Source organism: Nocardia kruczakiae NBRC 101016 (assembly GCF_001612965.1).
Taxonomy (GTDB): domain Bacteria; phylum Actinomycetota; class Actinomycetes; order Mycobacteriales; family Mycobacteriaceae; genus Nocardia; species Nocardia kruczakiae.
In genome coordinates, this window is the sequence record NZ_BDBL01000030.1 from 41,890 (window position 1) to 66,934 (window position 25,045).

Sequence of the window (25,045 nt, forward strand, 5' to 3'; positions counted from 1 at the left end):
GAAGAATAGCATTCTTGATCGAGCGGATGGGACCGGCGACGAAGGTGATCGCGGATGACCACGGTAGGGCTGGTGACCGGCGCGGGACGCGGGATGGGATCCGAATGCGCCCGCACCCTGGCCGATCGAGTCGATGTACTGGTGCTCGCCGATCGCGACGAGGCCGGGGCGACCGCGGCCGCCGAGCAGCTGACGTCCGAGGGCGCCCGGGCCGAGGCGTTCGTGGTCGACGTCGCCGATCGCGACCGTGTTTCGGAACTGGCGACATACCTCGCCGAACAGGGCGAATTGCGGGCGGTCGCCCATGCGGCGGGGATCTCGCCCACGATGGCGGACTGGCGTCGCATCGTCGTCGTCGACCTGATCGGCACCGCCCACCTGCTCGACGCGGTGCGGCCACTGGCCGTCGCGGGCACCGCGGCGGTGGTGTTCGCGTCGATGGCGCCGCTACTGGACCCGGATCCACCGGATCCCGCCGCCCTCGCCGTGCTCGATGATCCCCTGCACGAGGATTTCCTCGACCGTCTCCGCGACGCCGTGGGCCCGGCGCTGGAGCATCCGGGCATCGCCTACGGGTGGGCCAAACGCGGTGTGCAGCGCCTGGTCTGGCGGGAGGCGGTGCGGTTGGGCCCTGCTGGAGCGCGGATCTGCTCCGTGTCGCCCGGCATCATCGACACTCCGCAGGGCCGGCAGGAAGCGGCCGAACACGCCACCATGCGGCAGTTGGTCGAGCGCACGCCGCTGCGCCGCGCAGGGCGTCCGGAGGAGGTCGCGGCCGTGGTGGCGTTCGCGCTTTCCGACGCGGCGAGCTTCCTCAACGGCACCGATCTGGTCGTCGACGGCGGCGTGACGGCGGCGCTGCGGGCCGGGCCGGACAGTCGGCGATGAACGACGACATCGCGGCCCGGATCGCGCAGCGGGCCCTGGCCGAACGCGGCGCCGCCTACACCGCGGAGGTCCGGCGGCTGCTGGATGCCGGGCTGGCGGTGATGCGGCGCTGCGGAACCGAGTCGCGTCCGCGCGTCGCCGATATCGTCGCCGTCGCCGGCCTGTCCAACGATGCCTTCTACCGGCATTTCGCCTCCAAGGACGCGCTCGTCGCCGCCCTCCTCGAAGACGGAACGGCCCGGCTGCTCGACTATCTGCAGCATCGGATGGGCAAGCGGTCCACACCTGAGGAGGCGGTGTGCGAATGGGTGGACGGCGTGCTGTCCCAGGCGGCCGGTGAGGTCGCCGCGACCACCCGGGCGGTGATGTGGAATGCCGGCGGTCTGGCGCAGGGCTTGGTGACCGGACCGCCGGAGGCCAGTACCCGGCTCGCGGAGCTGCTGCGCGCGCCGTTCGCCGAATTGGGTTGCGAGCAACCGGATGTCGACGCGGCACTGGCCGCGCACGCGGTGGTCGGACGGCTCGCCGAACTGCTGTGGCGGCGGGCCGAACCGACCGCGGCGGACGTGCGGCGCGTCACCGACTTCTGTCTTCGCGCGGCGCGTCCGGGTCGCTGAGATGCGCGAGCGCGGCGAGTAACCGGTGTGGCGCGAGGGTGGTCGGTCGATCGCTGACCTGCCCGTCACCGACCTCCAGGACCCGCCACACGCCGTCGGATCGCAGCGCGAAATCGACTGTGACGAAACGGCATCCGATTTCGCGGACCAGCGGTTCGATTGCGCTGAGATCGGGTTCGGATGCCGGCATCCGGTCCGGAGTGTCGGGGTGTGGGCCGGCCAGCCGGCAGCGGCCGTCGACCCACCAGGTGCGCACCTCCTCGGCGGCGAGGTCCTCGAAGCGGCGCAGCACGAAGCCGCCGGTCAGGTCGGGCCCGCGGAGCTCGCGCAGGCGCTGTGCGACCCGCCAGGCCGCCTCGGTGTCGGCGAGGTCCGGGATGTACATCGCCTCGTGCCAGTGGTGCTTCATCGATTTGGTGTAGTCGCGCACGACGGCGGGGCCGGATCCCAGATGGCCTCGCGCGCGGTCGAATTCGTCGCGGCCGACACCGCGGGTCCAGCACGATTCGGGAGTGTGGCGGGCGAAGACGTCGTACCAGCCGGGAAATTCGTGAGCTCGCCGGTAGTGCCGGGCATCGGTGCGCACTGTGACGCCTCGCGCGCGCAGTGCGTCCTCGAAGGCGGCGTACTGTTCGCTGCGCATCATCCAGCCCCGGTAGATCGCGGGCCCCTCGCCGCGCACCCGCCGCACCGCCCCAGCCGCATCGTCGCGAATGAGGGCGTCGTGATCGATCAGTTCCACCTGCATTCCGCTCGCCCGCGCGGCCTCGGCATCGGCGGCGAAGTGGGCGTCGGCGCGGCCGGGGCGCAGAACGTCTGCGGGAACCAACACGATCATCGGGTCATCCTCGCCCGCCGGCACACGCTCGGCCAAAAGTGGCGGCCGCGGGGACGCCTCCATCCTGCGTGCGTGGCGACCGACGGTCCGCGGTCTTCCGGCGCTCAGACCCTCGTCTCGGCCATATCCACCTGGCGGGCCGCGTTGGCCAGTGCGGTCACGACGCAGGTGCCGATCCGCCCGGTGCGGTCGTAGAGGGTGGCGGTGCCGACCGCGATGCCGTCGGCCGACATATGGTCCTGGGCGTGCAATCCCAGCTCCCGTCCCTCGGGAAGCCTGGTCAGGGTGAGGGTCACGTCGCTGTTGATGTAGCCGACGCCCTCGGTGCCCCAGTTGCAGACCAGATTCGTGGTGTCGGCCAGGAACGCCGCGCGCTGGAACGGCGTGATCGGCTCGCCCTCGACCAGCGGCGGCAGATTCTGCCAGACCGATTTGCGTTCCTCGTTCTGCGCGGCGGCGAAGTCGCCGGACCAGTCGCCGTCCCCGCATTTGAACAGCGGTGGCTGGCCGGTCGGCGCATCCAGCCGCCGCTCGGGCACCGGCAGGGTCTGCTCCGCCTGCCAGATCCGGCCCGGAGGTTGCCGCGCGACGGCCAGATACATCACCGACGCACGCACCCGCACCTCGTCCTGCTGGGTGATCCACGCATCGGCGACGCGCACCCGAGTGCCGGAGCGCACCACCGCACTGTGCACCGTGATCGGTTCGTTCCGCACCGGGCGGAACAGATCGGCGGTGAGGCGCGCGGGAACGAAACCGGCTCCCGGGCAATGGGTTTCCAATTCTCGCGCCAGCAGCCCGCAGATCGCGGGTCCGGCCACGTGATCGGGCGACCATTTGCTCACCGCGAAGTCGCCGGCGACGAATCCTCGTTCGTCGCGGCTGAAGAATGTCATCATCGCCTCGGCCCTTCCGTTCCCGGCCCACTCGAATTAGAACACGTTATAGGACGACATCCGGAGGGCGGCCACCGGTTCGCGCGTTGCCGCCGGTAGCCGAATGTCAGCAACTGTCGTCACCTAGGATCGGATCATGAGTCGATGGGAACCCAATGCGCGCGGCCGGCTGTCCGAGGCGGCTCTCGAGCTGTACTCCGAGCGCGGGTTCGACGAGACCACCGTGGCCGAGATCGCGGAGCGCGCGGGCCTCACCGAACGCACCTTCTTCCGGCACTTCGCCGATAAGCGGGAGGTGCTCTTCGGCGGTCAGGACCTGCTGACCGGCGCGATCGCCGAAGCGGTGGCCGCCGCGCCCGCGGATGCGGACCCGATGACGACGGCGATCGCGGCGATCCAGGCGGCCGGTGCGCGGATTCCCGCTCTGCCGGCGTGGCAGCGGCGGAGGCGGGCGGTGATCGCGGCCAATCCCGGACTCCAGGAGCGTGAACTCCGGAAAATGGCCGTCCTGGGGAGCGAGCTCGCCGACGCGCTGCGGACCGCGGGCGCGTCGGAGGCCGTCGCGACCGTCTGCGCCCGGGTCGCGGCGACCGTCTTCGGCATCGCCTTCGACCGGTGGCTCGACGGTTCCTCCACGCGCGAATTGTCACACGTTACAGCCGAGGTATACGCCGAGCTCAGGGCCGCCGTCGGTGCCGGAGATGCGGTCTCGGGTGGGGAGCGGGCCGGTGACCCGGGGTGACGGGCGGCACAGAATGTGCCTAAGGTGACGGGGAACGACACGTCCAGCCCGACCGATGGAGAACGACGTTGAAGACCAGACTGGGCTGCCCCTGCGGTGAACAGATCGTCGGCACCGACGAAGACGACCTCGTCGAGAAGACGCAGAAGCATCTGGCCGAGAACCACCCCGGTCACGACTATTCGCGCGACGAAATCCTCTTCCTCGCCTACTGATTCTCCGTATCGGCGGCCAGACAACGCATCGGCGCGTAGTTCGCAGCCGGTCTCCGGCCCGTTGAACCAGCCCGCCGAGGCGCCGGTACCGCCGTCGGGTGCGAGCTCGACCCCGACCGTGGCCGAACGCGCTCGCCACCGTCGCCGAGGTCGCCGAACCGGTCGCGGTGCGGGCCTGAGTCGCCGGTCGGCCGGGTCAACCGGCCGACCAGCCACCGTCCACCGGGACCACCGCGCCGTTGATGAACGAGGCGGCGTCGGAGGCGAGGAAGACGGCGACCTCGGCCATCTGCTCGGGTTCGGCGATACCGCGCATCAGCGACATCACCGGCTGCAGCCGGGTCACGCCGTCGAGATCCCATTCCGGGGTCGGCCCGGCGATACCGGTCATCGTCGGGCCGGGCAGGATCGCATTGCATCGGATGCCGTCCCCGGCATGGATCCAGGCCACGTTGCGGGTCAGTCCCACCACTCCGTGTTTGGCGGCGGTGTAGGCGATTCCCGCTGCGCCGCCGCGAATTCCGGCCTCGGAGGCGGTGTTGACGATCGAACCGATGCCCTGGTCGAGCATATGGGGCAGCACCGCCCGGGTCATGAGGAAGGTACCGGTGAGGTTGACCGCGACCGTGCGTTCCCAAGTGGTCACCGGGGTGTCGGCCGGCAGCGCCATCTTGTCCATGATCCCGGCGTTGTTGCACAGCACGTCGATCCGGCCGAAAGTGTCCATCGCGGTGCGGGTGGCGCGGGCGACATCGATTTCGTCGGAGATGTCGACGACTACCGGAATCGCGGCCGCGCCGATCTCCGCGGCGGTACCCTGGGCGCCGTCGGAACTGATATCGGCGGCCACGACCATGGCGCCGCATTTGGCGAATGCGATGGCCATGGCCCGCCCGATGCCGGAGCCGGCGCCCGTGACGATGGCCACCCGGTTGTGAAAGTTGCTGGTGCTCAACGGTGTTCCCTCCTCGGTGCGCTGCGGGCCCGCCGGCACGTGTCGACGTCGCCGTTTCAACCGGACATCACTGTCCGGTTGGTAGTGTAGGCCGGTGACCGAGCAGCGTCGAGTGAATCGTGGACCCGGTGCGGCCGCCGCCAATCGAGCGGCTCTGATCGCCGCCGCTCGCGAGGTGTTCGCCGAATCGGGTTTCGAGGCTCCGCTGAGTCTGATCGCCCGGCGCGCGGGCGTCGGGCAGGGGAGTCTGTACCGGCACTTCGCCGACCGGGAATCACTCGCGCTGGCGGTCTTCGAAGACAATGTGATGGGGCTGGAAGCCTATGCGGCACAGTCGGATACCGGACTGGATCAGCTCCTGGAACGCATCGTGGACCAGGTGGTGACTTCGATCGCATTCGTCGAACTGATCGATCCGTCGCTGACCGACGGGCGACTGGCACGGATGAGCAGCAGGGTGGCGGCACTGCTGGGCGATCATCTCGACACCGCCCGGGCGGCCGGCCGGGTCCGCGCCGATCTGACGTGTCAAGACCTCATGCTCGCGCTGGCGATGCTGGCGGCATTGCTGGCGCGGGCCGGTACGGAGGAGCGCCGGGTGCTGGCCGCCCGCGGGTGGTCGCTGATCGAGCAGGGGTTACGAGCATGAGCGGCACCCGGGGGCTGGGGTGCGGTCAGTGGGTGGGGACCTGCGGGGCGGCGTTGTCGTCTCGGCCGAAGGGCGCGGCGGAGATGGCGGCGTCGAGTACGCCGAGAGTGCCGCCGAGTTCGGTGGTGAGGGCGCGGACCACCGCGACGTCCTTGCGCAGGAATTCACCGACCGCGTCACCGAATTCGGCCACCGATCTCTTCGCGGCCATACTGGTCACGACGCGTCCGGAGGAACTGGCGTGGGGGAGCGCCGACAGCAGTGCCGCTTCCGTGACACCCAACTGGCCGGCCAGCCGCACCGCCGCGGCGACCAGGCCCGCCTGCGCCGCGAACAGGGCATTGTTGACGAGCTTCACCCGCTGTCCCGCGCCGAGCGCGCCGACGTGCAGGATCGGATCGGCATAGCACGACAGCACCGGCCGCAGATCGGCGGCGGTGTCGTCGTCGGCGCCGACGAAGACCGTCAGCGCACCCGCGGCGATATCGTGCGGTCCGCCGCTGACCGGCACGTCGGCCACCCGCACGGCATGCGGAACCGCTTGTGCGGCAACGGCTTGCGCGGTGCGCGGATCACCGGTGGTGTGCAGGGCCAGGATCGATCCGGGTGCCATGGCCGCGGGCAGGTCACCGTCGAGACAGACCTCGCGCACCTGATCGTCGGAGAACAGGCACACCAATACCGCGTAGGCACCCTCGGCGGCCGCGGCGGCGGTGTCCACCGCGCGGGCGCCCGCCTCGGCCACAGCGTCGCGAACCGCGTTGCGCCGCACCGTGACGCGGACTTGGTGTCCGGCCGCGGTGAGCCGCCGCACCATCGGCAGGCCCATCCGCCCGGCGCCGACGAATCCGATCCGCATCCCGGTCACCGCTGGTGATTCATCAGCGCCAGGGTGGCGTCCGCGGCGGTGAGGACCACGCCGGGCTCGGCCCCGGCCGCATCGGCCAGACTCGCGACCAACGAGACGTCCTTGCGCAGCAGCGCCCCCGCGTACTGGGCGAGCCGGTCGAGACTCACTCCGGCATCGACGATGCGCCCCAGCGCGAAGCTGTTCGCGGTGCCGTGCGCGATCACCTCTCCCAGCCTGGCCGGATCGACGCCCAGGCCGGAGCCCAGGGCAAAGGTGCTCATCGCGGTCGCGAGGTTGGCCGTGAACAGCAGATTGTTGAGCAGCTTGGTGACCTGCCCGGAGCCGACGTCACCGAGATGTACCACCGGGTCGGCGTAGCTGTCGAATACGGGGCGGCAGCGGCGTACCACCTCGGCGTCACCACCGGCCATCACCAGCAGCCGCCCTTCCTCGGCAGCGGGTCCGCCGCCACTGACCGGCGCGTCGATCAGCGAAATGCCCTGCACAGCGGCCGATTTCGCCAAGTCGCGGCAGGTGTCGGGGTGGACGGTGCTGTGGACGGCCACCACACCACCCGCCGACATGCCCGCCAGGACGCCGTGTTCGCCGGTGAGGACCTCGCGCACATCGTCGTCGCCGACCACGCAGACACAGACCAGATCGCTACCGGCGCCCAGCGCGGCGGGAGTTTCGGCGGTCGCCGCGCCGGTATCCGCGAACGCCTCCAGGGTGGCGGCCCGGCGGGCCCAGAGCGTGGTCGGATGCCCGGCCGCGATGATCCGCCGCGCCATGGGGCCACCTTGGCTGCCCAATCCGATGAATCCGACTCGCATCTGCGCACCTCTTCCGTCGAATGCCGCTGTCACGCCGTGGGTTCCGGCTGCTGCGCGGGAGCCGGCGCCGGACGCCAGAAGGTCGCCAGCAGCCCGGCCGTCGCTACCACCGCCACCCCCGCGGCGATCGCACCGCCTGCCCAGCCCACGACCTCGATATCGGTGGCGTGGTCGAGCGAGAGCCGTCCGGGGCCGAGCATGGCCGTCGCCGAGGCGGTGACGGCGAGCACGAGGACGTACTCGTAGCCCTCCTCGAGCACGAAGAATCCGTTCGGGCGATGCGCCAGCAGTCCGGCGACCAGCATCACCGAGATGATCGCCGCGCACGCCAGCGGCGTGAACAGGCCCACGATCAGCAGCGCGCCGGCGCCGATTTCGGTGACGACGCTCAGCCAGGCCTGCAGGATGCCGTTGCGCAAGCCCAGTCCGGCGAACCAGCGGGCGGTTCCGTCGATGCGGCCGCCGCCGCGCCAATGGTTGTAGCCGTGCGCGATCATCGTCGCGCCGATCACCAGGCGCACCAAGAACAGTGCCGTGTCGGATGCGTGCACGCCTCACCTCACCTCCCGGTCCGAAACGGGTTCGGCCCCATCGAATTGTCGGGGGTGACAGTCGAAACCGTCACCCGCGGTAAGCAGGCATTCCTCCGCGAAACCCAGCACTCCCAGGTGGTAGGCGCGAGCGGAGCGTCCGACGCTGAGGTTGTGGCCACTACCGGGCTGGCGGTTGAGCACCACTCGCGACGCGGCGGTGAACGTGGCGCCGACATGTGTCATCGCGTCGGAATCGTTGCGCCACACCCGCTCGTGATCGCCGAGGGTGAAGCGCACCGGAATATGTACCCGGGCGGCCAGTGCCGGAAATTCGGTATCGGCCCAATCCGTGACCGCGGCGGCCTCGAGGCGCGGGCCGACGGCGGCGAGCGCCGCACCGCCGAGCAGATCCGGCGGATACAGCGAAGCGGGCCGCCACAGCAGGTCGCCGAGTCCGCGCGGCCGCTCGACCGGCCCTCGTGGCCCCATCACTATCTGCCGGGCAGCGGCAGCGAATTCCCTTCCGGTACCGGCTAATTCGATACCGAGCAACGCGGCGCCCCGAGGGTCGGCGGCCATCCGCAATGCCAGTTCGCATCCGGCGGAATGGGCGATCACGAAGGTGCCCGCGCCCCGGTCGGCATCCGGAACCAGCTGGCTGACAGCGGAATACATCACGTCGACGCGGCGCTGCGGATCCCAGAGCCGTTCGGTGAACGGCGCCGACGCGCCGTAACCGGGCCGGTCCAGAGCCAGCACGGTGAAGCCGAGCCCCGCCGCGACGCGCACCAGCGACAACTCGGGGTGGCCCGGACAGTCGAAATAGGCGGCGGTCGTCGCGCCCCCGTGCAACGCGACCAGCACCGCACGGGGCTCACGCGCCCGCATGAGCAGCCCCGACACCGCGATCCCGCCCGCCTTGGTCACCACCTGCTCGGGCGCCTCCCATGCACGCGCCGCCGGCGATGCCGGATATTGCGCTGCGGATCGCTGCGCTTCCACTGTCATCGCTCGCTCCGCAGCAACAGCACGCCACTGGGTGTCAGCCCGCCGCTGCTGGTCACCGCTACCCGCGCGCCGGCGACCTGACGCGGGCCGCATGCACCGCGCAGTTGGGCGACCGCTTCGTGGATCAGGCCCATGCCGTGGGTGCGCCCGTGCGAGAGCTGCCCGCCGTGCGTGTTGAGTGGCAGGATGCCGTCGCGCGCAATGTTTTTCCCGCCGTCGAGGAAGTCCTTGGCCTCGCCGATCTTGCAGAATCCCAGCGCCTCGATCCAGGACAGGCAGTTGAAGCTGAAGCCGTCGTAGAGTTCGGCGACGTCGACGTCCTCGGGCCGGAGATCGGTGCGCGACCACAGATGTGCCGACTGGCCGAGTACCTGCGGCTCGTGGGTGAGGGTGCTCTGATCCCATTCCACCCGCTCGATGATCTGAGTGCCCACGGCCTCCACGTAGACGGGCGGTGTGGCGAGGTCGGCGGCCGTCTCGACGGCCGAGACGATCACCGCCACCGCGCCGTCGCAGGGCACGTCGCAGTCGTAGAGGCCGAACGGACTGGTCACCGGCCGCGCCGACAGATAGTCCTCCATCGTGAGCGGATCCCGGTACACCGCAGTGGGATTCAGTGCGGCATTGGCGCGCTGGTTCAGCGCGATCCAGCCCAGCGTCTGCTTGGTCGTGCCGTAGCGATGGAAGTGCCGCTGCGCGTTCTGGGCGAGAGTGTGCGCCGCGGAGGTCGCCCCGAACGGCAGCTGCCAGCTGGGGGTGCGGCCACCGCCCAGCGGTGCCGTCGCACCGGTGCGGAGCATTTCGTTGTAGGTGGCCTCCCACACCGTCCGGAAGCACAGCACGTGCCGGGCCAGCCCGCCCGCGACGGCCAGCATCGCCGCGATCACCGAGCCGCCGGGCCCGAAAGTCTCGATGCCGCCGTTGTGCCAGGTCGGCCGCACTCCCAGCGCCGACTCGAGCGCGGTCACCCCGCCCTCACCGAATCCGCCCATATTCCCGCCACCCGGATACGAGGAGAGCCCATCGATATCGGCCATGGTGAGTCCGGCATCGGCGACGGCACGCTCGCACGCCTGTACGGTCAGCGCCAGGGGAGGCACCATCAGCCGCCGCCCGATATCGGACATCCCGATGCCGGTCAGCGCCACCCGATCCTCGAATTTGGTGGGGGAGACGCGGGGCCGTACCTGCTCGGCGAAGCGGTCCGGGTCGATGTCGTCGGCGGGCAGCGGCGCCGGTTCCGGCTGCTCGGCCGTGGGCCGGAACAACGGAAGCCACACGTCCTCGTGCTGTTCGAATACGACCTCCATCCGCATGCCCAGCACCAGATCGGCGGCCTCGCAGCCGATGACGGTGGTGGTCAGGCGAATTCGCGGATCCTCCACCAGCGCGACCTGCCCGACCACATACGGCGGCGGCAGCCCGGGTAAACCGAACCGCTGGTTGTGCGTGAATCCGATGAGCGTCGCCACACCGGAGACCTCACGCACCCCCATCTCGGTGCCACGGCAATAGCGGCACACCGGCTGCGGCGGATGGATCAGCTCGGCGCAGGTCCGGCACTCCTGGATCCGCAGCCGATCGTCGGCGCCGGCGGTCCAGAAGAACTCGTTCTGCGCGGTGAGCTGCGGTAGCGGCCGCCCGGACGCGGTGGTCACCTCACGCCTCCTGCTTGTCGGTGCGATCTGCGAATGCGGCTGTGCGCGCGGATCAGTGGATGTCGGCCTGTTCCTTGCGGGCGGTGACCGGCGCCGCCAGCTGCTGTTCGTCGCAGATCGCCTGCAACTTCTCCAGCGTCGCGTCGAGCCCCTCGCCCAGGCGCGGGCCGGGGGTGAAGGTCGCCGGCAGATGCCGCATGCCCTGGATGACGGCGATGGTGTCGTAGTGCACCGTGGTATCGGGGTCGCAGCGGTAGTCCGGCATCCGGTCCAGCACCGCCAGCAGCATCCGCTTGAACACCGTGCGGGCCACATTCGAGCCGATGCAGCGGTGGATGCCGAGCCCGAAGCTGTAGTGCCGGTTGCGATGCCGGTCCAGGACGATCTCGTTCGGATCCTCGAAGACGGCGGGGTCGCGGTTGGCCATCGCCCACGACAGCCACACCCGGTCGCCCTCGGCGAACCGCGCGCCGACCACCTCGCAGTCCTCGGCGATGGTGCGGCCGTCACCCGGAGCGGGTGTGTAGTACCGCAGGAATTCCTCGGTCGCCGAATCGAGCAGCGTGTCGCGTTCCCGGCTGAGGGTTGCGCGCTCGTCCGGATGCTCCGACAACCATTCCAGCGAATGCGCGGTCAGCGCGGTCGTGGTGTCGAAACCGCCGCCGATGATCAGCGCCAGCATGCCGAGCATCTCCAGGTCGGGCAGTTGGGCGCCGTTGACCTTCGCCCGCACCACCGCGTCGATCATGCCCGGGCGCGGGTTCTGCTTGATCTCGATCAGGTTGTTGAGCAGGTCGAGGCCCATTTCCCGGTGCATCGCGGTGATCCGCTCGATATCGGGGGAGTCGGGCGGGGTGTAGACGGCGGCATGGACCGGTTCGTTGTAGACCGTCCACTTCTTCAGCGGGATGCCGAGCATCGCCAACGTGAGAACGGCGGGAACGATATTGGCCAGATCGTCGACGAAATCGATGTGGCCCGATTCGATCTTCTCGTCGATCGCCGCCCGCACGACCTCGTCGATGAACGGAATCCAGCGGTTGACCGCCGCCGGGGACAGATACGGGTTGAGCGCCGACCGCAGTTCGCGATGTTCGGGCTCGTCCATCTCCAGGATCCCGCCCCGGATGGCGGCGGCGCGTGGCGGCTTCGGAATCGAAATGCCCTGGTAGCCACGGCGTTCCCCGGCAGGGTCGTGATCGTTGGACACATAGGGGCAGCGGGCGAGCTCGAAGACCTCGCGATTGCCGGCGGCGACCCAGTGGCCACCGTGGGTATCGGACCAGGCGATCGGGCAGTGCTGCTGCATGTCCTGGGTGATGGACAGGAAATTGTCGCGATATTCCGGGGCGTACCGGTCGAACGAGTACTGCGGTTGTTTCCGCTCGTCGTCCGCCGGTCCGGCCTCGGTGATGTTCTCGGCGGTCACGGCGTTCCTCTCAGGTGATGGTGATCGCTCGTTCCGGGCACGACTGGGCGGCCTCGCGGACCTGTTCCTCCTGATCGGAGGGGACGTCCTCGCTGACCGCCGAGGAGTGGCCGTCGATTTCACTGAGTACGAACGACTTCGGAGCGACCATGGCGCACAGGGTGTGTCCCTGGCAGCGCTCCGGATCTACGCGCACCTTCACGGTTTCTCCCCTTAGATGTGATAGTCGTACCACTTGAGATAGCCGCCGGCGTCCACCCGCATCTGCATGCCGGTGACGTAGCGGGATTCGTCGGAGGCCAGGAACAGCACCATGTTGCTGGTGTCCTCCGGTTCGATCCACGGCACCGGCATGGCCTGCTGCACATGGAACGCGGGCTGCGCGTCCTGCAGGGTCGGCTTCTCGAGGTCGGGCCGGAAGGAGCGATACATCGGCTCGCTGCGCAACATGTCGGTATTGCAGTTGGTCGGGTGGATGACATTGGCGCGGATGTTGCGAGAGGCGATATGGGTCGCCAACTCGTGCATGTACATCGACAGTCCGCGCTTGGCGACCATATAGGCGATGCCGCCGGGATCCTTACCGGGTTGATCGACCTTGGCCACATCCATCAGCGCCGCGGTCGAGCCGGTGGCGATGATCGAGGCGCCGGTGTCCAGATACGGCAGTGCGGCGTGCACGGTGTTGATCACGCCGATCAGGTTGGTGTCGATGACGTCGGTCCAGGCCTGCCACTGCGGTTCGCCCTTCATGCCGGCGATACCGGCCTGGGCCACCACGACATCCAGATGTCCCAGTTCGCCGACGCCGCGTTTCACCGCCTCGCGCAGTGCGGCGATATCGCGGACGTCGGCCTGGACGGCGACGATCCGGCGGCCGGTCTTCTCCACCAGTCGTTCGGTTTCCTCGAGGTCTTCCGGCCGCGCCATTGCATAGCCGATGGTCTCGATGTCGCGGCAGATGTCGACGGCGATGATGTCGGCGCCCTCGGACGCCAGTTTCACCGCGTGACTGCGGCCCTGTCCTCGTGCGGCACCGGTGACGAGGGCGACTTTGCCTTCCACGCGTCCCACTGGTGGTCCTTTCGGTTGTGTTGTGCCTCGGCGCGTTTCGCGCCGGTTACGTGTTGCGGCCGCCGTTGACGCCGAGGATCTGGCCGGTGATGTAACCGGCTTCCTCGGAGACGAGGAACGCGCAGGCGGCGGCGATGTCCTCGGGCCGGCCGACCCGGCGGACCGGGGTGCGGGCGATGTGGTCGTCGATGGTTCCGCCGAGCAACTGCGCCTGTTCGGTCTTGCGCAGCATCGGGGTGTCGATGAACCCGGGTGGGACCGCGTTCACGGTGATGCCTTCGGGGCCGAGTTCCAGTGCCAGCGATTTCGTGAGCCCGTTGACCGCCGACTTCGCCGAGACGTAGTGCGACATGAACGGTTGCCCGGAATGGGTGCTGGAGGAGGAGATGTTGACGATCCGGCCCCACCGCGCGGCGCGCATATCGGGCAGAACGGCCTGGATGCTGTGGAAGACGCCGTGCAGGTTCACCGCGATGGTGCGCTCCCACTGGTCGAAGCTCAGATTCGCGAACCGGCGATAGCCCTCCGCGCCGGCGGAGTTCACCAGCACCGTCACCGGGCCCAGCTGCTCGCGGATCGCGGTGAGCGCGGCGTCGATCTGGGCGCGGTCGGTGACGTCGGCGGTGTGGTCGAATTCGGAGTCGCCGGGTTCGATGTCGAGGGTGGCGACCTGAAAACCGTCGGCGCGCAACCGATTCGCCACCGCCAGGCCGATTCCTGATCCTCCGCCGGTGACCACCGCTGTTCTCACGCCCACGGTTCGGCTCCGGCGATCGTGGTGCGGTGCAGTTCGCGTTCGGAGGTCGCGTCGTAGGGCAGGGCGCGGTGCAGGATGCCGGTGTTGTCCCACACCACCAGATCGCCGACCGTCCAGTCGTGGGTGTAGGCGAACCGCGGCTGGGTCGACCATTCCAGCAGTTCGTCGAGGAGTGCGCGGCTCTCGGCCGGATCCATGCCCACGATGTGGTCGGCGGTGGCGCCGATGACCAGGGACCGGCGGCCGTCGCGGCGCTGCCACACCAATGATGTTTCGTGCGTGGGCAATTGGCGCCAGTCGGCGACCTGCTCGGGGGAGGGGTCGGGGTGTACGAGCCGCTGCGAGGCCTCGAAGCTGTGCACCACGCGCAGATTGTCGTAGCGCTTGCGTTCGGCTTCCGACAGTCCTTCGTAGGCGGCGTAGGTGCTGGCGAACTGGGTGCCGCCGCCTTCCATCGCCACGTGCCGCGCGGTGAGCACGGTCGCCTTGGCCGGCACGTCGTTGGTGGTGTCGTCGATATGCCAGAAGAAGGTGCCCTCGAGATATTTCGCGGCCCGGTTCTTCTCGGGATTCAGTGTGATGGTGAAGATTTCGCGGCCGCCGGGGGCGAGTACGGTGCCCAGCCGCCGGCAGAACGCCAGCTGGGCCTCGTCGTCGAGATGCAGTCCGCGGACCACCAGGACTCCACGCCACTTCAGGGCCTCGAGGCACCGGCTGATCACCGTGTCGTCGTGCAGATCCTCGACCCCGGTGACCTCCACTCCGATGGTGGGGTTCAGCGCCGTCGTCTCAACCACAAGAATCTCCCTTCCAGTTCTGAGAACCGTACTCTCGCTCGGTGTTTCTCCGCAAGGTTTCCTGGATTCGGGCTCGTTCCGGGTCCCGCGGGGTAACCGGGACGATCGGCGGGACGTGTTCGGCCATTGCCGGGGCCGATCCTGCTTGGATGCATTATTCTCCGTTATTGAGAATGGAATTTCCATAGAACGAGGAGACGGGATGCCACAGGGCAACGCGACGGCCGGCGACGGACGCGCCGTCACCAGACGAATGCTGATCGACGGTGAACTCGTCGCGGGGGAGCGCAGTTTCGCCTCACTCAACCCGGCCACCGGAGAGGTCTACGGTTACGCGCCCGAGGCGAGCATCGCCGATACCGAGGCGGCGATCGCGGCCGCGCGCCGGGCCTTCGACACCACCGACTGGTCCACGAACACCGAATTTCGCGCGCACTGCCTCGAGCAGTTCTACGCGGCCCTGCGCGCCGACGTCGAAGACCTGCGCGAGCTGACCATCGCCGAGGTCGGCGCGACCCGGATGATGACCCACGCCAATCAGCTCGAGACGCCGTTCGAAATCGTGCACTACTTCGCCGGCCTCACCCGCACCTACCCCCGCATCGAGGAGCTGGGTGAGGTGGAGGACCGCGGCCGGATGCACCGCCGCTGGGTGGAGCGCGAGGCCTCCGGTGTGGTCGCGGCCATCGCGGCCTACAACTATCCGCATCAGCTGGCGCTGGCGAAACTGGCCCCGGCGCTGGCGGCCGGCTGCACCGTGGTGCTCAAGGGCGCACCCGACACGCCACTGGCCACGCTGGCCCTCGGCGAGGTGATCGCTCGGCACACCGACATCCCCGCGGGCGTGGTGAACGTGCTGTCCGGATCGGATATCGAGGTGGGCAAGACCCTGACCACCCACCGCGACGTCGACGTCGTCAGCTTCACCGGATCCACCGCGGTCGGCCGCCAGATCATGGCGGCGGCAGGCGATTCGCTCAAACGGGTCTTCCTCGAACTGGGCGGTAAATCCGCGATGGTCGTGCTCGACGACGCCGATTTCGGCACCGCCGCGATGTTCGGCGCCTTCAGCATCTGCAGCCACGCCGGGCAGGGCTGCGCCATCACCACGCGCATGCTGGTGCCACGCGAGCGCCACGACGAGGTGGCCGAGATGGTCGCCGGATTCATGTCCAAGGTCAGCTACGGCGATCCGGGCGACCCGAACAACTATATGGGCCCGCTGATTTCGGAACGCCAGCGCGACAAGGTGCACGGCCTGGTGCAGCGCGCGGTAGAGGCCGGCGCGAAACTGGTGTACGGCGGTGAGAAGGTCGACCCCGGCTACTTCTACACCCCGACCCTGCTCGCGGGAGTCGACCCGGACAGCGAGATCGCCCAGGAAGAGGTGTTCGGGCCGGTGCTTGCCCTGATCCCGTTCGACGACGACGAGGACGCGGTCCGCATCGCCAACAACTCCGTCTACGGGCTCTCGGGCGGCGTGTTCTCCGCCGACGAGGACCGGGCGCTGGCGGTGGCGCGGCGCATCCGCACCGGAACGATGAGTATCAACGGCGGCAACTACTTTCACCCCGATGTGCCATTCGGCGGCTACAAACAGTCGGGCATCGGCCGTGAGATGGGCGTGGCCGGCATCGAGGAGTTCCTCGAACAGAAGTCCTTCGCCGCGGTGGTGGCCCGATGAGCGGCGGCGGCAAACCCCTGGACGGCATCCGCGTCCTCGAGGTCGCGATGTACGGATTCGTCCCCTCGGCCGGCGCGGTGCTGGCCGAATGGGGCGCGGACGTGGTGAAGGTGGAGCACGCCCGCACCGGTGATCCACAGCGCGGGTTGCGCCAGATCGGCCGATTGAAGGTCGAGGGCGATCCGAACCCCAATATCGAACACGCCAATCGCGGCAAACGCAGTATCGGGCTGGACATGTCGGTCCCCGAGGGGCGCGAGGTGATCTACGAGCTCGCGAAGACGGCCGATGTGTTCCTCACCAGTTTCCTGCCGCAGGCGCGCGCCAAATTCGGTATCGATGTCGACGACATCCGTGCGGTGAAGCCGGATATCGTCTACGCGCGCGGCAGCGCGCTGGGACCGCGCGGCGAGGAATCGACCAAGGGCGGCTTCGATATGACCGCCTTCTGGTGCCGGGGGTCGGTCGCCGCGACCATCACCCCGGAAGGGATGGACGGGCTGATCTCCCCGCCCGGGCCGGCGTTCGGCGACACCATCTCCGGAACGAATCTCGCGGGCGGCATCGCGGCGGCGCTGCTGAAACGCGAACGGACCGGCGAACCATCGGTGGTCGACGTCTCGCTGCTGGGCAGCGGCCTGTGGTCCATGGGTCACACCATCGCGCTGTCTGGGCATCTGCGGCAGCCGTTGATCGCGCCCGCTCCCGGTTCGCACGGGGCGCCGACCAATCCGCTGTCGGGTCTCTACGAAACCGCCGACGGCCGCTACCTCTCGCTGGTCATGTTGCAGCCCACCAAGTTCTGGGCCGACGTCATGCGCCATATCGATCGCCCGGAGCTGGCCGACGATCCGCGCTTCGCCACCGCGGAGTCGATCGCCGCCAATACCGAAGCGGGCGTAGCCATTCTGCGCGAGGCGATCGGACAGCGCACCCTCGCCGAATGGACCGAGAAGCTGGCGACCATGGCAGGACCGTGGGCGCCGGTGCAGGACAGCCTGCAGGTCGGGTCCGATCCGCAGATCCGCGCCAACGACTACCTGGTGCGGGTCGGCAGCCTCGAAATGGTCGCCAACCCGGTGCAATTCGATCTCACCGCACCCGATACCGGGCCCGGTCCGGAATTCGCGGCGCATACCGAGGAAGTGCTGCTGGAGCTGGGATTGGACTGGGATCGCATCATCGCGCTCAAGACCGCCGGCGCCATCACGTAGTTCCCGCAGGAAGGCTGACGGCATGCCCTGTGTCGCATCGATCGGAACCTATCTGCCCTGCTGGGGCGGACCTCGCGGCCGCGTTCCCGGCGCGGACGAGGATGCGGTGACCCTGGCGGTGGAGGCCGGGCGGGCCGCCCTGTCGGGCGCCCCGCGCGCCACCGCCTACGTCGAGCGCGTCGTCGTGGTGAGCCGGGATCTGCCGCTGCTGGAGAGCAGCAATGCCGCGGTGCTGCTGGCCGGGCTGGGTCTGGATCCCGAACTCGAGGTGATCGAACGGCTCGGCGGCGCGCCCGCGACACTCGACGCGCTCAGCTCCGCCCGCCCGCGCACGCTGATCATCGGCGTCGACCTGGATCCGGCCGGGGCGGCGGCGGCTCTGGTCGCCGAGCGCGGATTGGCGGTGCGGACCGCGGCCCGGGTGGCGCGTAGCCTGCCGGTGCGCACCCGCAACGCCACCGGCGACGTCCACGACTACGGCGATCCGCGGCTGCTGCACGAGCGGGGCCTGCTGGCATCACTGGCCGCGGCGTGGGTGGATACGCCGGTGATCGTGTCGGGCGTCGACCACGCGCAGGCGGCTCACCTGTGCGTCGGTGATCCGCCGCGACTGCCGACGACGGGGGCCGGGTCGAGTCTGTTCGCCCTTGCGGCACTGGCCGACTGGGAACAGACGGGTCTGCTGGTCGGGGTCGAGCAGGCCAGTCTGTCGGGGGTCACGGTGTCTGCCGGGCCCGTGCGGGTGTACCGGCGGGAACCGGCGGTGCGAACCGAACCGGAGGCGGTCGCGGTACCGGGTGCCGACATCCCGATCTCGCTGGCCGCCTACGAGCGGGCCTTCGAGGCCAAGGTGCGCTGGGAGGCCGGTCGCCACCCGGGCCGCGACGAGCTGGATTTCCCACCGCGCTACCGCCTCGGCGAAGATGGCAGCCTCAGCACCGACTACACGCTGATTCCCTTGCCGCGCAGCGGAACCGTGTACACCGAGGTGACGGTCCACGTGCCGGTGCCCGGGCTGCGGACACCGTATTCGCTGGTGATCGTCGAACTCGACGAGGTGGACGTGCGGGCACTGGTGAAGGTCACCGGAACCGATCCGGGCACGGTCCGCATCGGCGACCGCGGGCGCATGGTGCTGCGCCGGGTCGCGGTGCGCTCCGGGGTGCCGGATTACGGGTACGCATTCGAGCCGGATACGGAGGCGGTATGAGACGGGTGGCGTTGGTCGGTGCCGGGATGACGCCGTTCGCCGAACATTTCGCGCTCGGCATCAAGGATCTGCTGCCGATGGCCTTCGCCGAATGCGCGGCGTCGGTGGACAAGGGCATCGCGAAGTCCGACCTGCAGGCGGCGTGGTTCGGCGCGATGGGCACCCCGGACGGATTCCCCTCGGGCATTCTCGCCGACGTGCTCGGCGTGCCGGACCTCCAGGTCACGCGCGTCGAAAACTCCTGTGCCACCGGCAATGACGCGGTGCGCAACGCCTTGTACGCCATCGCCTCCGGTGCCTACGATGTGGCACTCGTGATCGGTGCGGACAAACTCCGCGAAACCGCCTCCAAGGACATGTTGTGGGAGTGGGAGGCGATGACCCGCGATATGGCGTGGGACTACCCGCTCGGGCTGATCGCACCGGCCGGCTTCGCCCTGCACGTCGCCCGCTATCTGCACGAATCACCCGCCGGCCGAGAACATCTGGGCATGATCGCGGTGAAGAACCACCGTCACGGCGCGTCGAATCCCAAGGCGCGCTTGCGGTTCGAGATCTCGTTGGAGCAGGCCCTCGCGGCTCCGATGGTGGTGGATCCGTTCGGCGTGTACGACTGCGCCCCGCAGAGCGACGGTGCCGCCGCGCTGATCCTCGCCGCCGACGATGTGGTGGACCGCTACACCGATCGGCCGGTCTGGATCAGGGGAGTGGGCCTGGGCCTGGATTCGGTGATGCACCAGCACAAACGGGATATGACCACATTCCCGGCGACGGTCCGCGCCGCGAAACAGGCCTTCGCGATGGCGGGGCTCACCCCGGCCGATATCGATGTCGCGGAGGTGCACGACTTTTTCACGGGCATCGAACTGATCAGCTACGAGGACCTCGGTTTCGCCGACCGCTTCGAGGCCTGCAAACTGGTCGACACGGGCGCGACCAGCGTGGGTGGCCCGTTGCCGGTGAATCCGAGCGGCGGATTGAAATCCAAGGGCCATCCGCCGGGGGCGACCGGTGTGGCGCAGTGCGTGGAGTTGTTCGAGCAGTTGCGTGGTCACGCCGTCAATCAGGTCGACGGGGCGCGAATCGGGTTGGCGCACAACCTCGGCGGCCCCACGGCGGTGTCGGCGGTGACGATTCTGGAGGGTCCCCACGGCTGAGATGTCTCCGCGCTGCGAATCCGAGGTCGTCGCGCTCGTCACCGGGCGCGTGGCCCGGCGGCGTGTGGTACTGGATTGGGCCGCCCATTATGTCGGCCGCGACGGAACGGTGCATGTCGTCTGTGACGGGACGCTGGCTCCGGCGCTGGTGAGTTCGATCATGGTCGGCATGTTCGTCGACGCCGAACAGGTCGAACATGCCGATTTCGCGCAGACCGCGATGCTGCTGTCGCCGCACGGCTGCAACTGGACGTGGCAGCACCTGCCCTTCGGCGCCGTCGGGCACGCGGTGGCCCTGGCGCGGCGCAAGAGCCTGCTCGCGGTGGTGCCGGCGCGGTCGCAATTGCTCCGGCCGCCGTCGGTCCGGATCGTCTGCCCGCAGTGAGTGTCACTGCGCTACCCGGCAATCGGCAGCTGTGGGACACCTGTCCGAACTATAGTTTCGTTTCGGGTGTGAGAAGGAGATCGCGATGGACCTGTCTCTCGTAGCGCCGGAACTGCGCGGACCCGCGCGCTGGTTGCCGCCGCTGACGATCGGCCGCCGCTGGGCATTACGCCTGGTGCGCCTGGCCGCCGCCCACCGGCCCGCCCGACGGGTAGCGGGCGTGCGCGTCGAGCATCTCGCGGCCGGCCGCGTACCGCTGCGGATGTATCGCCCCACCGGTGCCCATTCGCCGGTCGCGGTGTTGTGGATCCACGGCGGCGGCTACGTCCTGGGCAGCCCGGTCCAGGACGACACCTTCTGCTCGATCACCGCCCGCGACCTCGGCGTCACGATCGTCTCGGTCGACTATCGCCTCGCACCCGAACATCCCTTCCCGGCTCCGCTGCAGGACTGCTGGATCGCATGGATGTGGCTGCAGCGCAACGCTTCCCGATTCGGTGTCGACCCCGCCCGGGTGGTTCTCGGTGGACAGAGCGCCGGCGGTGGACTGGCCGCGTGCCTGTGCCAGCGCCTCGTCGCCGACGGCGGCTCCCGCCCCGCCGCCCTCTGGCTGAGCGCGCCGATGCTCGACGACCGCACCGCCGCCCGCCGCGACCTGGACGCCCTGCGGCATCTCGGCTGGACCAACGACAACAACCTCTACGGCTGGAGCAGCTACCTCGCCACCCCGCCCGGCGCCTCCGACGTGCCCGAATTCGCCGTTGCCGCCCGCCGCGACGACCTCACCGGCACCCCGCCCACCTGGATCGGCGTCGGCACCATAGACCTGTTCCACGACGAGGACGTGGCCTACGCCGAGCGTCTTCGCGCGGCGGGCGTGGAGGTGGAACTCGACATCGTGCCGGGCGCGCCCCACGGTTTCGACAGCTGGGCGCCGGGGGCGGGACTTGCGCGGGAATTCCATGCACGGGCCCGGCGCTGGCTGGCTACGACGATGGGGTTGACCGTTCACGAGCGCGCGCGTCCCTGATCATCGTTTCTCCGACCACGTTTGCGTCGGTCCCGACGCAGGTGTCGCCCCATCGGGCTCCGAACTGACTCCGCGGTGTAGTTCATGGCGCTGCATGGTGTTCGACAGAATCGAATACATTGCGAGCCAGCGACTTTCGCGTCGTCAGCTCCGGGTGTTCTTGCGGTGGGTGGCGTTGAAGCGTGCTTTCTTCTGGCGGTTACCGCAGGTGTTCATATCGCACCATTTGCGGGTGCGGCTCTGGCTGGTGTCGAAGAAGGCGGCTCGGCACGTCGGCGAAGCGCACAAGGCCAATTTTCCGTCTCGCTCGCCGGAGATGATGTCGATCGCGTCGGCGGCGATGACGCCCAGTGCGTCTTCGACGCAGGAGGGCGAACTGAGCCGCCATCGGCGATGGCCCTCGGGCGTCAGGATTGCCGCGGCCCGGCCCTGAATGCTGCCGTCGTTGATGATTCGGACGGCAGACGCGGGAAGCGCGTCGCCGAGTGCGGCCGCTGTCGCGGCGGCGTGTATTGCTTCCCTCAATTCCCGGGCCAGGTCGAGCTGGGCGGGGGTGCAGGAATCGACGGCCAGGCCGTTCACCTCCAGCCAATCGACGAGTCGCTGCGGTGTGGGAATGCGTTCCACAGGCTCGCCGTGCCGCTCCGACAGAGTGCCCGTGAAGCTGGTCGCCAGCACGGTGCCGAGGCGGAAATCAGGAAACCCAGCAGGCATGGAACCACCTTAGCTGGTTGCGGCCTGCCACGCCGTCATGTTAGAACCGTCTTAGCCGGTTCACGACAGGCGGTAGCCGGTTCCGCGATGACCAGGAGGTCTCATGTCCGCACTCGGCCACCTCGATCCGATGTCCACGTCCGATTCCATCGACGTACAACCATGTGAAGCCCGCGCAACCGACGCCGACCTCGACGACCTGCGAGCTCGATTGGCCGCCGCTCGACTACCGGAGGCCGAGACGGTCTCCGGCGCCGCGCCCGGCCCTCAGCGATGGGCACAGGGCGTTCCTCTTGCGGACCTCGTCGATGTCGTGAACTACTGGCGCACCGAGTACGACTGGCGGTCGTTCGAAGAGCGCCTCGATCGAATCGGCCAGTACCGCACCACAATCGATGGCCTGGGAATCCACTTCCTGCATCGGCGATCCGCACGGGCGGATGCCACTCCTCTGATCCTGACGCACGGTTGGCCGGGCAGCATCGCCGAATTCATCGATGTAGTAGACGAATTGGCGGATCCGAAAGACGCGGCCGCGCCCGCGTTCCACATCGTGGTCCCGTCGCTACCGGGCTTCGGCTACAGCGATAAACCGGCCACCACCGGGTGGGGCACCGAAAAGATCGCTGCCGCATGGGTGGAACTGATGGACAGGCTCGGCTACCGGAAGTTCCTGGCCCACGGCGGCGACTGGGGAGGCAATATCACCACGGTTCTCGGCGGCAGGTTCCCGGAACACGTTCTCGGCATCCACTCGCTGTTCGCGGAAGCGCCGCCCGGGATGCCAACGGACGGTCTGACCGCGACCGAACGCCAGTGGGCCGAGGAAACCCGTCATTTCTGGCGCCACCGCGCCGCCTACGCGAAACAGCAGGCCACCCGGCCGCAGACCATCGGCTACGCGCTCGTCGACTCACCGGTCGGACTCCTCGCCTGGATCCTCGACAAATTCGCCGAATGGAGCGACACCGAAGACAGCCCGTTCGAAACGATCTCCAGAGACCGCATTCTCGACGATGTCACCCTGTATTGGCTGACACGCACCGGCGCATCCGCAGCCCGCATCTACTACGAAAGCCACAACTCACTCGACCCCGACCTCCGAGTCGACGTCCCCGCGGCGATCACCATGTACCCCCGCGACATCGAGAAGTCGCCGCGCCCCTGGGCGGAAAAGCGGTACCGCCAGATCGTCCGATGGAACGCACCCGAATTCGGTGGACATTTCCCTTCGCTGGAAGTTCCCGAGTATTTCGTCAACGACCTGCGAGAAGGTCTCGCCGCGGTACTGGCCGCCCAGCGGTGAACGCGGATGAGCCGGACGTCCCGGCCCACTGGGTACAGTCGGGGAAGTGGGGAGTGAATGTCTGATCTGTAATAAGCACCGTGGTGTCGGCCGCCTGGTCGGTCCGGTCATCTACGCCGGCGATCTGGTGGTCGTGACACACCGTCCGCTGTCCGAGGGGGCACCGATGCCCGGGTACCTGTTCGTCGAAACCAGGCGTCATGTACCAACTTTGGCCGATTTGACCGACGATGAAGGTGCCGCTGTCGGGTGGGCGGTCCGTCGGTCCGCCTACGCGCTGCGGACGGAACTCGCTCCTGAGTTCGTGTTCTCCGTAATCACCGGCCGAAGCGTCGCGCACTTTCATCAGCATGTATTCGTTCGCCCTGAAGGTACGCCCGAGGTCGTGAACTGGTTCGACAGCGACTCGTGGGACGGCGGCCCGCGCATCGGGCAATCCGCCCTGACTGTGCTGTGCGAACGTCTTTCCGCACATTTCGTGCAGGGGGACGAGCCGAAGTAGTACGCCGGCAATCCGGCAGCACCCGCATAGGTGTAGTTACCAATCGCGATTGGCGCCGATGAGCCACAACACCGCAGCCGGGTCGGCGCCGGCCGGCCGCCGGGCCCTTGACACGGCGTCACGCGTGGCGTTTGACTGGTGCACTACCTCGTGTTACCTCGCGCGATGATTCGGAGAGGTTGACGTATGCAGCGCATCGGGTTGGCAGGGCTCGGTCGCCGGCGGGGATCGAGTTGCCGGGGAGTCAGTGTGGTGGCGGTCCTGATCGGGCTCTGCGTCGTCTCGCTGGGGGTGGCTCGGACGGCGACGGGCGAACCGGTGGCAACCGCTGCCGACACCGGGTTTGCCGTTCCCTTCTCCGGTGCGCCGGGATATGAGCAGGTGGCGCCGACGCAGATGGTGAGCCCGGATCAGTTGAATCAGCCGCTGGGGGAGGCGGCGGCGGATCGGGTCGCCGCGCAGATCGGGCTGGACCGCGCGGATGCGTTGACCGATCAGCAGTATCAGGACCTCAGCTCCGGTGGGGGAGTCGGCGGTGATCGTGACGCGGCGAATGTGATCAATGCGTGTGTCGACATCCTCGCCAATACGGTTGGCCGCCCGATCTATTCCGATGTCGCGGGGCGACGCACGCCCTCGACGCTGGGGAGCTACGGGCTGTATGTGAATCCGAGCGGCATGTTGGAGAGCCCGGCCAACGCGGATGCGCCGACGCGGCAGGTGAACACCCTGATCGCGCCCGGCGGATATGTGGGTAACTGGTTGCGGGACAACGGTGCGACTCGGAGTCTGATCGCGCTGTACCGGTCGGCCTATACGGTGCAGGCGGCCTACGGGTTTGTGGCGCAACAGATTTCGGGTGCGGCCCAGCTGGTCACCAATACGAAGGGAAATGAGAGCACCGTGGTCGGCATGTCGATGGCGCCGCCGCTGTGGATCGTGAACTTCGCGCTGATCTACATTTTGAAGCCCTCGCTGGCGGCCGCGATGCCCGCCTACTGGGCACCCATTCCGGGCCCAGTGGTCGATGCCGTCAAGGCGAGTCCCACCGGGCAGGTTCCGTTCGCGGAGTACGCCTCCTATCTCCGGTGAGTCCCGAACGCG

The 25,045-nt window shown here is 68.6% G+C and carries 28 protein-coding genes; 14 read left to right on the forward strand and 14 right to left on the reverse strand.

What is annotated here, in order from left to right; translation table 11 throughout:
- The first annotated feature begins 54 nt into the window (after nucleotides 1–54).
- Both NK1_RS21670 and NK1_RS21675 read left to right on the forward strand, forming a co-directional pair.
- Nucleotides 55–888, forward strand: coding sequence for an SDR family oxidoreductase (locus NK1_RS21670; RefSeq protein WP_063011339.1), 834 nt, complete (start codon nucleotides 55–57; stop codon nucleotides 886–888).
- A complete protein-coding gene (locus NK1_RS21675) occupies nucleotides 885–1,505 on the forward strand; it encodes a TetR/AcrR family transcriptional regulator (RefSeq protein WP_063011341.1) in 621 nt (206 codons plus the stop codon). The genes NK1_RS21670 and NK1_RS21675 overlap by 4 nt, the downstream gene beginning before the upstream one ends.
- Here the strand turns inward: NK1_RS21675 and NK1_RS21680 are convergent.
- Both NK1_RS21680 and NK1_RS21685 read right to left on the reverse strand, forming a co-directional pair.
- Nucleotides 1,465–2,343: an ATP-grasp domain-containing protein gene (locus NK1_RS21680; RefSeq protein ID WP_063011482.1), complete on the reverse strand. Its 879-nt coding sequence runs from the start codon at nucleotides 2,341–2,343 to the stop codon at nucleotides 1,465–1,467. The two genes, NK1_RS21675 and NK1_RS21680, sit on opposite strands and share 41 nt — an antisense overlap.
- Before the next feature lie 104 nt (nucleotides 2,344–2,447).
- Nucleotides 2,448–3,242: an acyl-CoA thioesterase domain-containing protein gene (locus NK1_RS21685; protein WP_063011343.1), complete on the reverse strand. Its 795-nt coding sequence runs from the start codon at nucleotides 3,240–3,242 to the stop codon at nucleotides 2,448–2,450.
- Between the two features lie 133 nt (nucleotides 3,243–3,375).
- Between NK1_RS21685 and NK1_RS21690 the strand changes: the two genes are divergently transcribed.
- On the forward strand, nucleotides 3,376–3,981 hold the full coding sequence (locus tag NK1_RS21690) for a TetR family transcriptional regulator (protein WP_063011345.1): 606 nt from the start codon (nucleotides 3,376–3,378) through the stop codon (nucleotides 3,979–3,981).
- A gap of 68 nt (nucleotides 3,982–4,049) precedes the next feature.
- Nucleotides 4,050–4,196: a DUF1059 domain-containing protein gene (locus NK1_RS33315; protein WP_063820473.1), complete on the forward strand. Its 147-nt coding sequence runs from the start codon at nucleotides 4,050–4,052 to the stop codon at nucleotides 4,194–4,196.
- 196 nt (nucleotides 4,197–4,392) lie between these two features.
- Here NK1_RS33315 and NK1_RS21695 read toward each other — a convergent pair whose 3' ends face one another.
- Complete coding sequence (locus tag NK1_RS21695; protein WP_082857473.1) at nucleotides 4,393–5,151, reverse strand: SDR family NAD(P)-dependent oxidoreductase; 759 nt, start codon at nucleotides 5,149–5,151, stop codon at nucleotides 4,393–4,395.
- 94 nt (nucleotides 5,152–5,245) lie between these two features.
- On the opposite strand from NK1_RS21695, the gene NK1_RS21700 reads away from it, so the two are divergent.
- Nucleotides 5,246–5,800 (forward strand): TetR family transcriptional regulator, encoded by a 555-nt coding sequence (locus NK1_RS21700; protein WP_063011348.1) that lies wholly within the window; start codon nucleotides 5,246–5,248, stop codon nucleotides 5,798–5,800.
- A 25-nt stretch (nucleotides 5,801–5,825) separates the two neighbouring features.
- On the opposite strand, the gene NK1_RS21705 is transcribed toward NK1_RS21700, so the two are convergent.
- From NK1_RS21705 to NK1_RS21750, 10 genes are read right to left on the reverse strand one after another with little or no spacing between them, the layout of a single operon-like run.
- The gene (locus NK1_RS21705) at nucleotides 5,826–6,659 is read right to left on the reverse strand and encodes an NAD(P)-dependent oxidoreductase (RefSeq protein WP_063011484.1); all 834 of its coding nucleotides are present in this window, start codon (nucleotides 6,657–6,659) and stop codon (nucleotides 5,826–5,828) included.
- 5 nt (nucleotides 6,660–6,664) lie between these two features.
- Nucleotides 6,665–7,483, reverse strand: a complete 819-nt coding sequence (locus tag NK1_RS21710) for an NAD(P)-dependent oxidoreductase (protein WP_063011350.1) — start codon at nucleotides 7,481–7,483, stop codon at nucleotides 6,665–6,667.
- A gap of 29 nt (nucleotides 7,484–7,512) precedes the next feature.
- Complete coding sequence (locus NK1_RS21715; protein ID WP_084461332.1) at nucleotides 7,513–8,034, reverse strand: DoxX family protein; 522 nt, start codon at nucleotides 8,032–8,034, stop codon at nucleotides 7,513–7,515.
- Nucleotides 8,035–8,037: 3 nt separating this feature from the next.
- Nucleotides 8,038–9,024 (reverse strand): alpha/beta hydrolase, encoded by a 987-nt coding sequence (locus NK1_RS21720; RefSeq protein ID WP_174552743.1) that lies wholly within the window; start codon nucleotides 9,022–9,024, stop codon nucleotides 8,038–8,040.
- Nucleotides 9,021–10,682, reverse strand: a complete 1,662-nt coding sequence (locus NK1_RS21725; RefSeq protein WP_063011352.1) for a thiolase C-terminal domain-containing protein — start codon at nucleotides 10,680–10,682, stop codon at nucleotides 9,021–9,023. The genes NK1_RS21720 and NK1_RS21725 overlap by 4 nt, the downstream gene beginning before the upstream one ends.
- Before the next feature lie 52 nt (nucleotides 10,683–10,734).
- Nucleotides 10,735–12,111, reverse strand: a complete 1,377-nt coding sequence (locus NK1_RS21730) for a cytochrome P450 (RefSeq protein WP_063011354.1) — start codon at nucleotides 12,109–12,111, stop codon at nucleotides 10,735–10,737.
- Nucleotides 12,112–12,121: 10 nt separating this feature from the next.
- The gene (locus NK1_RS21735) at nucleotides 12,122–12,313 is read right to left on the reverse strand and encodes a ferredoxin (protein ID WP_063011356.1); all 192 of its coding nucleotides are present in this window, start codon (nucleotides 12,311–12,313) and stop codon (nucleotides 12,122–12,124) included.
- Between the two features lie 11 nt (nucleotides 12,314–12,324).
- Nucleotides 12,325–13,185 (reverse strand): mycofactocin-coupled SDR family oxidoreductase, encoded by an 861-nt coding sequence (locus NK1_RS21740; protein WP_063011358.1) that lies wholly within the window; start codon nucleotides 13,183–13,185, stop codon nucleotides 12,325–12,327.
- A 46-nt stretch (nucleotides 13,186–13,231) separates the two neighbouring features.
- Nucleotides 13,232–13,936, reverse strand: coding sequence for an SDR family NAD(P)-dependent oxidoreductase (locus NK1_RS21745; protein ID WP_063011489.1), 705 nt, complete (start codon nucleotides 13,934–13,936; stop codon nucleotides 13,232–13,234).
- Nucleotides 13,933–14,739 (reverse strand): TauD/TfdA dioxygenase family protein, encoded by an 807-nt coding sequence (locus NK1_RS21750; RefSeq protein WP_063011360.1) that lies wholly within the window; start codon nucleotides 14,737–14,739, stop codon nucleotides 13,933–13,935. Before NK1_RS21750 ends, NK1_RS21745 begins: the two co-directional genes overlap by 4 nt.
- A gap of 202 nt (nucleotides 14,740–14,941) precedes the next feature.
- Between NK1_RS21750 and NK1_RS21755 the strand changes: the two genes are divergently transcribed.
- From NK1_RS21755 to NK1_RS21780, 6 genes are all read left to right on the forward strand, one after another.
- Complete coding sequence (locus NK1_RS21755; RefSeq protein ID WP_063011362.1) at nucleotides 14,942–16,423, forward strand: aldehyde dehydrogenase family protein; 1,482 nt, start codon at nucleotides 14,942–14,944, stop codon at nucleotides 16,421–16,423.
- Nucleotides 16,420–17,637 (forward strand): CaiB/BaiF CoA transferase family protein, encoded by a 1,218-nt coding sequence (locus NK1_RS21760; protein WP_063011364.1) that lies wholly within the window; start codon nucleotides 16,420–16,422, stop codon nucleotides 17,635–17,637. Before NK1_RS21755 ends, NK1_RS21760 begins: the two co-directional genes overlap by 4 nt.
- A gap of 22 nt (nucleotides 17,638–17,659) precedes the next feature.
- Nucleotides 17,660–18,847, forward strand: a complete 1,188-nt coding sequence (locus NK1_RS21765) for an OB-fold domain-containing protein (RefSeq protein ID WP_063011366.1) — start codon at nucleotides 17,660–17,662, stop codon at nucleotides 18,845–18,847.
- Nucleotides 18,844–20,004, forward strand: a complete 1,161-nt coding sequence (locus tag NK1_RS21770; RefSeq protein ID WP_063011368.1) for a thiolase C-terminal domain-containing protein — start codon at nucleotides 18,844–18,846, stop codon at nucleotides 20,002–20,004. Before NK1_RS21765 ends, NK1_RS21770 begins: the two co-directional genes overlap by 4 nt.
- Nucleotide 20,005: 1 nt before the next feature.
- Nucleotides 20,006–20,389, forward strand: coding sequence for a hypothetical protein (locus tag NK1_RS21775; RefSeq protein WP_063011370.1), 384 nt, complete (start codon nucleotides 20,006–20,008; stop codon nucleotides 20,387–20,389).
- A gap of 85 nt (nucleotides 20,390–20,474) precedes the next feature.
- Nucleotides 20,475–21,419 carry an alpha/beta hydrolase gene (locus tag NK1_RS21780; protein ID WP_063011372.1) on the forward strand — a complete coding sequence of 315 codons (945 nt, stop codon included), beginning with the start codon at nucleotides 20,475–20,477 and terminating at the stop codon, nucleotides 21,417–21,419.
- 144 nt (nucleotides 21,420–21,563) lie between these two features.
- Here the strand turns inward: NK1_RS21780 and NK1_RS21785 are convergent, their stop codons facing one another.
- A complete protein-coding gene (locus tag NK1_RS21785; protein WP_063011374.1) occupies nucleotides 21,564–22,133 on the reverse strand; it encodes a CGNR zinc finger domain-containing protein in 570 nt (189 codons plus the stop codon).
- A 130-nt stretch (nucleotides 22,134–22,263) separates the two neighbouring features.
- On the opposite strand from NK1_RS21785, the gene NK1_RS21790 reads away from it, so the two are divergent.
- The 3 genes from NK1_RS21790 (at nucleotide 22,264) to NK1_RS21800 (ending at nucleotide 25,033) form a co-directional block, all read left to right on the forward strand.
- Nucleotides 22,264–23,439, forward strand: coding sequence for an epoxide hydrolase family protein (locus tag NK1_RS21790; protein WP_063011491.1), 1,176 nt, complete (start codon nucleotides 22,264–22,266; stop codon nucleotides 23,437–23,439).
- Between the two features lie 46 nt (nucleotides 23,440–23,485).
- Nucleotides 23,486–23,941, forward strand: coding sequence for an HIT family protein (locus tag NK1_RS21795; RefSeq protein WP_218023153.1), 456 nt, complete (start codon nucleotides 23,486–23,488; stop codon nucleotides 23,939–23,941).
- Between the two features lie 186 nt (nucleotides 23,942–24,127).
- Nucleotides 24,128–25,033, forward strand: a complete 906-nt coding sequence (locus NK1_RS21800) for a hypothetical protein (RefSeq protein ID WP_063011376.1) — start codon at nucleotides 24,128–24,130, stop codon at nucleotides 25,031–25,033.
- Nucleotides 25,034–25,045: the final 12 nt, after the last annotated feature.

Excerpts from the sequence above, each read along its gene's own strand:
- NK1_RS21670 (WP_063011339.1), top strand. The coding sequence starts at position 55 with ATGACCACGGTAGGGCTGGTGACCGGCGCGGGACGCGGGATGGGATCC.
- NK1_RS21675 (WP_063011341.1), top strand. The coding sequence starts at position 885 with ATGAACGACGACATCGCGGCCCGGATCGCGCAGCGGGCCCTGGCCGAA.
- NK1_RS21680 (WP_063011482.1), bottom strand. The coding sequence starts at position 2,343 with ATGATCGTGTTGGTTCCCGCAGACGTTCTGCGCCCCGGCCGCGCCGAC.
- NK1_RS21685 (WP_063011343.1), bottom strand. The coding sequence starts at position 3,242 with ATGATGACATTCTTCAGCCGCGACGAACGAGGATTCGTCGCCGGCGAC.
- NK1_RS21690 (WP_063011345.1), top strand. The coding sequence starts at position 3,376 with ATGAGTCGATGGGAACCCAATGCGCGCGGCCGGCTGTCCGAGGCGGCT.
- NK1_RS21705 (WP_063011484.1), bottom strand. The coding sequence starts at position 6,659 with ATGCGGATCGGATTCGTCGGCGCCGGGCGGATGGGCCTGCCGATGGTG.
- NK1_RS21710 (WP_063011350.1), bottom strand. The coding sequence starts at position 7,483 with ATGCGAGTCGGATTCATCGGATTGGGCAGCCAAGGTGGCCCCATGGCG.
- NK1_RS21720 (WP_174552743.1), bottom strand. The coding sequence starts at position 9,024 with ATGACAGTGGAAGCGCAGCGATCCGCAGCGCAATATCCGGCATCGCCG.
- NK1_RS21755 (WP_063011362.1), top strand. The coding sequence starts at position 14,942 with ATGCCACAGGGCAACGCGACGGCCGGCGACGGACGCGCCGTCACCAGA.
- NK1_RS21760 (WP_063011364.1), top strand. The coding sequence starts at position 16,420 with ATGAGCGGCGGCGGCAAACCCCTGGACGGCATCCGCGTCCTCGAGGTC.
- NK1_RS21765 (WP_063011366.1), top strand. The coding sequence starts at position 17,660 with ATGCCCTGTGTCGCATCGATCGGAACCTATCTGCCCTGCTGGGGCGGA.
- NK1_RS21770 (WP_063011368.1), top strand. The coding sequence starts at position 18,844 with ATGAGACGGGTGGCGTTGGTCGGTGCCGGGATGACGCCGTTCGCCGAA.
- NK1_RS21775 (WP_063011370.1), top strand. The coding sequence starts at position 20,006 with ATGTCTCCGCGCTGCGAATCCGAGGTCGTCGCGCTCGTCACCGGGCGC.
- NK1_RS21780 (WP_063011372.1), top strand. The coding sequence starts at position 20,475 with ATGGACCTGTCTCTCGTAGCGCCGGAACTGCGCGGACCCGCGCGCTGG.
- NK1_RS21785 (WP_063011374.1), bottom strand. The coding sequence starts at position 22,133 with ATGCCTGCTGGGTTTCCTGATTTCCGCCTCGGCACCGTGCTGGCGACC.
- NK1_RS21790 (WP_063011491.1), top strand. The coding sequence starts at position 22,264 with ATGTCCACGTCCGATTCCATCGACGTACAACCATGTGAAGCCCGCGCA.
- NK1_RS21800 (WP_063011376.1), top strand. The coding sequence starts at position 24,128 with ATGCAGCGCATCGGGTTGGCAGGGCTCGGTCGCCGGCGGGGATCGAGT.